Source organism: Rhodanobacter sp. Root179, assembly GCF_001428465.1.
GTDB lineage: Bacteria > Pseudomonadota > Gammaproteobacteria > Xanthomonadales > Rhodanobacteraceae > Rhodanobacter.
The window spans coordinates 1-6,094 of record NZ_LMHR01000011.1; the positions used below are offsets into that span (position 1 = coordinate 1).

Consider the following 6,094-nt stretch of genomic DNA (forward strand, 5'->3'; position numbering starts at 1 on the left):
TGGCCGTGGCCGGCCACCCGCCGGTGCCTCATTCCAGCAGACTCACCTGGTCGGCGGCGGTCAGCCACAGCAGCTGATAGTGGCCGTAGGGATAGTCGAAGCTGTAATCCTCGCCGGGGATCGTCGAGGTGTGCACGCCGTAGACGAGGCAGCTGCCGTAGCAGTTGATCTCGTCGCTCCACGATTTCATCGAGTACATGTGCGCTCCGAACCGGTGCCCGGCCATGCCTTGCAGCAGCGGGCTGCCCACGGACAGGCCATACGAGCCGCAGGTGGCGGTGGCCACGTTCCATGGATACATGCCGCACGACCACAGCCCGTGCACCGCGCCGGCGATGCCGATGAACACGTCGACCTTGCCGGCCACGCCGAGCCTGTCGATCTCGCGCATCGCCAGGGTCACGCCCATCGAATGGCCGATCACGTCGATATGCCCGCTGCACGAGCCGGCGATGGCGCTGCTGATCGCGTTCCTGACCGGGGTCTCCTCGCTGCCGCTGTGGTCGTTGCAGGCGGCGCAGTAGGCGTTGCCCCAGGCGGGCGCAACGATCTGCGCGTCGCTCCAGCCCTGCTGGCGCAGCCGGTCGTAGGTGTTCTGGAAATCGGCGGGGCTGCCGGTATTGCCGTGCACCAGCACCACGGTGTCATGGCAGGTGGCCCGCGCAGACAGCGCGGGCAGGAACAGCAGCACGGCCAGCAGGCCCAGTCCATACGTCTTGATCGACATCGCTCATGTCTCCCTTGCTTCACGACAGTCCCGCTCGCGCGGAACGGAAGGAGCCACCCCACATGCAGGCGGCCCCGGATCGGTCGGCGTCGGCAACCGGCAACGCCGGTCGGGGGAGGCGACGTCGTTCGGGTGGTGGTCTAGACCACGCCCAGGAAGTAGTACGCCGCGATCACCACCAGCACCGCCAGCGTCTTGATCACGGTGATCGCGAAGATGTCCTTGTAGGCCTGCCGATGGGTCAGTCCGGTCACCGCCAGCAGGGTGATCACCGCGCCGTTGTGGGGCAGGGTGTCCATGCCGCCGGAGGCCATCGCGGCGACCCGGTGCAGCACTTCCATCGGGATGCCGGCGGCGTTCGCGTTGGCGATGAAGGTTTCGGCCATCGCGCCCAGCGCGATGCTCATGCCGCCGGAGGCCGAGCCGGTGATGCCGGCCAGCGCGGTGACGGTGACCGCTTCATTGACCAGCGGATTCGGGATCGTGTGCAGCGCATCGGCCACCAGCTTGAAGCCCGGCAGGGCGGCGATCACCGCGCCGAAGCCGTATTCGGATGCCGTGTTCATCGAGGCCAGCAAGGCGCCGCCGACTGCCGCCTGGCTGCCCGCGGCCAGTCGCCCCAGCACCGCGCGCCAGGCGAATACCAGCACGCACGCAATGCCGACCAGCAAGGCGCCCTCGACCGCCCAGATCGCGGCGACCTTGGACACCTCCTGCACCACCGGCTTCGCGTTGCCGACCACGCTGGGCAGGAACGACTGGGTTTCGCCATAGACGCGCGGGATCAGGTCGGTGAACAGCTTGTTGCACACTCCAACCAGCACCAGCGGCAGCAGCGCGATCAGCGGATGCGGCAATCGCGCAGCCTCGAACGGCTCCGGCTCGTTGAGCAGATTGTTGCCGTAGCCTTCGCCGGCTGCGGCGGCCTTGCGTCGACGCCAGTCCAGATAGCTCAGGCCCACGATCAGGATGAACACGCCGCCGATCGTTCCCAGCCACGGCGCGGCCCAGGTGTTGGTGCCGAAAAACGAGGTGGGGATGATGTTCTGGATCTGCGGCGTGCCCGGCAGCGAATCCATGGTGAAAGTGAACGCGCCCAATGCGATGGTGCCGGGGATCAGTCGCTTGGGGATGTCCGACTGGCGGAACAGTTCCGCCGCAAACGGGTATACCGCGAACACCACCACGAACAGCGACACGCCACCGTAGGTCAGCAGCGCGCAGACCAGCACGATCGAGAGCATCGCGCGGCTGCGCCCGACCAGGCCGACGGTCGCGGCCACGATCGATTTGGAAAAGCCGGACAGTTCGATCAGCTTGCCGAACACCGCACCCAGCATGAACACCGGGAAATACAGCTTGAGGAAACCGACCATCTTGTCCATGAACAGGCCGGTGAACATCGGCGCGACCAGTGACGGATCGGTCAGCAGCACCGCGCCCAGCGCAGCGATCGGCGCGAACAGGATCACGCTGTAGCCGCGGTACGCCGCGAACATCAGGAAGCACAGCGCGGCCAGCACGATCAGGAACGCCATCCGTGAATCTCCCCGTTTCAGCCCTAACGACAGGCGCCGAGTATCCCGAAGCGCTGGCCGTGCGGGCACTGTACGAAGGTACAAGTGTTGCTGCGGCAAGGCCCACCTAAGCTCCCCTCATCAGCATTCGCGCGAGCGATGCATTCACTAGCAAGGGGACGTCATGAAACGCACGCATCTGAGTTCGGCGATCGGTCTGGTTCTGGGCCTGGCCCTGGTGGCGCCGCTGCAGGCGCAGCAGGCGAACGAGGATGCCGGCGCGAAAACCACGGCAGCGAAGCAGGCCGACGCCAAGCAGCTGCAGGAAGTGACGGTCAGCGCGCGGCGCCGCGACGAGTCGCTGGAAAAGGTGCCGGTGGCGATCACCGCGTTCAGCGGCGAGGACATGAAGGACCTGCAGGCGAACAGCATCGACGGCCTGCAGGGCGCGGTGCCGAACATGAACATCGTGCAGGGCCGCGGTTCGTCCTCGGCGGTGAACATCTTCATCCGCGGCATCGGCCAGCCCGACGCGCTGCAGACGTTCGACCCGGGCGTGGGCATGTACGTCGACGACGTCTACTACTCGCGCATCCAGGGCGGGCTGATCAACCTGTTCGACGTCGAGCGCGTCGAGGTGCTGCGCGGTCCCCAGGGCACGCTGTACGGCAAGAACTCCACCGGCGGCGCGGTCAAGGTGGTGACGAAGAACCCGGGCGACAGCACCGAGGGTTCGGTCGAGGCCGGCTTCGGCAACTATGGCCGGCGCGAAGGCAAGTTCTACCTCGGCGGCCCGCTCGGCGGCGCGTGGTCGGCGTCGATCGCCGGCGGCGTCACGCAGACCGACGGCTACGTCACCGACCCCTCCACCGGCCACAAGTACAACGACGAGGACACCAAGTCGGTGCGCGGCAAGCTGCGCTACCACCCGTCGGAAAACTTCGATGCCGTGCTGAGCCTCGACTACACCAAGCAGGACACCGGGCTCACCTTGGGCCAGCCGGTCTCCACGTTGAAACGCACCGACTTGGTGTTCGGTTCGGTGGCGTTGTACACCCCGACTCCGGACCAGAAGTACGACTTCAAGACGCGCACCTCGTTCAGCCCGGACAAGGGCCAGCAGCTTGAACACAAGGGCGCTGCGCTCAGCCTCGACTGGAAGCTGTCCGAGCAGTGGAACCTCAAGAGCATCAGCGCGTTCCGCAAGCTCGACAACGACTCCTACATCGACATCGACGCCTCGCAGTTCGAGCTGGGCGACGTGCTGGTCGACTTCCACCAGAAGCAGGCCAGCCAGGAACTGCAGCTGCAGTACGACAACGGCAGCAACCTGCAGGCGGTCTACGGCTTGTATTACCTGCGCGAGACCGTGCCGTCGCACCAGGAAGCGTACGCCGACGACCTGTTCGCGCTGGCCGGTACGCCGATCACCTTCCTGCGCACCATCGACGACGACCTCACCACCACGACGTACGCCGGCTTCGCCCACGTGAACTGGCAGTTCGTGCCGAGCTGGACGCTGGCCGCCGGCGTGCGTTACAGCAGCGACCACAAGGACTACGACCGCACCACCAGCACGTTCTGGGGCCAGCCCTTCACCGCGATCAACGAGACCGTCGCCTTCACCGGCGACAAGCGCTGGAACGCGTGGACGCCCACGCTCAGCCTGCAGAAACAGTTCGACCCGCAGACCATGGGTTATGTTTCCGCGAGCCGCGGCTTCAAGTCTGGCGGCTTCAACGGCCGCGCCAACTCCGCCGCGGAAACGCGCACCGCCGAGTACAACCCCGAGTACGTGTGGACCTACGAACTGGGCCTCAAATGGCGCTCGGCCGACAACAAGCTGCAGGCCAACCTGGCCGCGTTCCACAGTGACTACACCGACTTCCAGGCCCGCGTGTCCGAAGTGCAGAACCCCGGCTCGATCACCCCGACGTTCGCCTTCCCGGTGATCAACGCGGCCAAGCTGAAGATGGACGGCTTCGAGTTCGAGGGCGCCGCCGTGTTCGACGACGGCACCCGGCTGTCGGCCCAGGTCGGCTATCTGGACGCCCGCTACGCCAAGTTCGTCGACCATCGCCTGGACCCCAGCGACCCGCTGTACAACCCCAGCCTGCATGACCACGTGCCGTTCTCGCCGACCTGGACCTCGCGTGTCGCGGCCACCCATGCGTTCAACCTCAGCAACGGCAGCGCCATCACCATCGGCGCCGACTGGTCGTACCGCAGCGAGACCTGGCTCAGTGTGGACAACTACGACGCCTTGAGCCAGAAGGCCTACTCGGTCACCGGCCTGTTCGGCATCTATGACTCGGCCGATGGCCACTGGCAGTTCCGCACCGGCGTGCGCAACCTGGGCGACAAGGTTTACAAGACCGACGGACAGGAGTTCTCCAGCGTGGGCAACATCCGCACCGCTTACTACGGCATGCCGCGCAACTGGTACGCCAACGTGCGCTATAACTTCTGACGAGGCCGTCCTGCGGGGTGGGTGATGCCCGCCCCGCAGCCCACCTCGAATCGAGCCCATGGAGCGACCGATGACTACCCGCTGGACAACCCGCGTGCTGTGGCTGGCCTTGCTGGCCAGCGCCGGCAGTGCCTGCGCCAAAAGCCCCGACGCCAGTTTGCCGAAGCTGAAGATCGATCCGGCACGCACCGCGGTGGTCGGTCTTTCCTCCGGTGCCTACATGGCCACCCAGGCGCAACTGGCCTATCCGGAGCTGTTCCCGAACGCGGCGATGGTCGCCGGCGGACCTTACGGCTGCGCCGGCGGCAAGCTGGACGTGGCGCTGGGCAGTTGCATGAAGGGCGTGCCCGCACCGGATGTCGCCGCACTGGTGGCCAGCGCCGGCAAGCGTTCTGCCGCCGGCGAGATCGGTGCGTTGAAGGACCTGGCGCATGCCCGCGTCTACCTGCTGCACGGCAGGGACGACGCCCTGGTGGCACCGGCCGTGGCCGAAGCCGGCGCCCACTTCTATGAACAATTGCGCGATGGCATGCCGGGCCTCGGGGGCATGCAGGTGCATGACGATGGCCAGCGCGCGTTCGCGCACAATCTGCCGGTGGCGGCCACCGGCGACGATTGCGACAAGTCGGTGACGCCTTACCTCGGCCACTGCGGTTTCGACGCGGCGGGCGAAATCTTCGCGCAGATGTTCGGCCAGCCGGCGCATGTCGCGACCACGGCCAAGGGCGAGCTGCGCAGCTTCGACCAGGACGCGCTGCGTCCCGACGGCGCCGACGCGTTCATGGCCGATACCGGCTACGTCTACCTGCCGCCCGCCTGTCTCGCCGGCAGGTCCTGCGGCGTGGTGGTGGCGTTCCACGGCTGCAAGCAGAACGCCGATGCGGTGGGCAAGGCTTTCGTCGAGGACGCCGGCTTCAACCGCTGGGCCGACGTCTACGACGTGGCGGTGCTATATCCTCAGACCCGCGCAAGTTTCGCGCCCTTGAATCCGCAAGCATGCTGGGACTGGTGGGGTTATTCCGGAGCCGACTACGACACACGCCGCGGCGTGCAGTTGCGCTGGGTGGTGAACGCGGTACGGGCGTTGGGGTTGCCCGCCGGCCATTGATGGCCCCGCACGCCGATGGCCTCGAGGTTGTCGTAGGAGCACACCCTGCGTGCAATGCTCCTGCTCTATTCATAGCCATGGGCTTCAGAGCGAAGAGCTTTCGTCCTCCTTCGGAGGGCGAGTCACTTTCTCTTGAGTGGCCAAGAGAAAGTAACCCAAGAGAAGGCCACCCCGCTTCCGCGCTTTCCGGGCGTCCTGCCCGGAAAGTCCGCGAGCCGGGGCCGGGCTTTTCGACAGGGCATCCTGCCCTGGCGAAAAGGAGCCGACATCCC

Annotated in this window: 4 protein-coding genes; 2 read left to right on the forward strand and 2 right to left on the reverse strand. The window is 66.3% G+C overall.

The window, feature by feature from the left end:
• Window positions 1-28: 28 nt before the first annotated feature.
• Both ASD82_RS00130 and ASD82_RS00135 read right to left on the reverse strand, forming a co-directional pair.
• Complete coding sequence (locus tag ASD82_RS00130; protein WP_056713648.1) at window positions 29-727, reverse strand: lipase; 699 nt, start codon at window positions 725-727, stop codon at window positions 29-31.
• A gap of 140 nt (window positions 728-867) precedes the next feature.
• Entirely contained in the window at window positions 868-2,265 is a 1,398-nt protein-coding gene (locus ASD82_RS00135) for a GntP family permease (protein WP_056713653.1), read from the reverse strand.
• Window positions 2,266-2,428: 163 nt separating this feature from the next.
• Here ASD82_RS00135 and ASD82_RS00140 point away from each other — a divergent pair, with 163 nt between their 5' ends.
• Window positions 2,429-4,714, forward strand: coding sequence for a TonB-dependent receptor (locus ASD82_RS00140; protein ID WP_056713655.1), 2,286 nt, complete (start codon window positions 2,429-2,431; stop codon window positions 4,712-4,714).
• A 70-nt stretch (window positions 4,715-4,784) separates the two neighbouring features.
• Complete coding sequence (locus ASD82_RS00145) at window positions 4,785-5,822, forward strand: PHB depolymerase family esterase (RefSeq protein WP_157599137.1); 1,038 nt, start codon at window positions 4,785-4,787, stop codon at window positions 5,820-5,822.
• Window positions 5,823-6,094: the final 272 nt, after the last annotated feature.

Coding starts and splice junctions, on each gene's coding strand:
- ASD82_RS00130 (WP_056713648.1), bottom strand. CDS start 727: ATGTCGATCAAGACGTATGGACTGGGCCTGCTGGCCGTGCTGCTGTTC.
- ASD82_RS00140 (WP_056713655.1), top strand. CDS start 2,429: ATGAAACGCACGCATCTGAGTTCGGCGATCGGTCTGGTTCTGGGCCTG.
- ASD82_RS00145 (WP_157599137.1), top strand. CDS start 4,785: ATGACTACCCGCTGGACAACCCGCGTGCTGTGGCTGGCCTTGCTGGCC.
- ASD82_RS00135 (WP_056713653.1), bottom strand. CDS start 2,265: ATGGCGTTCCTGATCGTGCTGGCCGCGCTGTGCTTCCTGATGTTCGCG.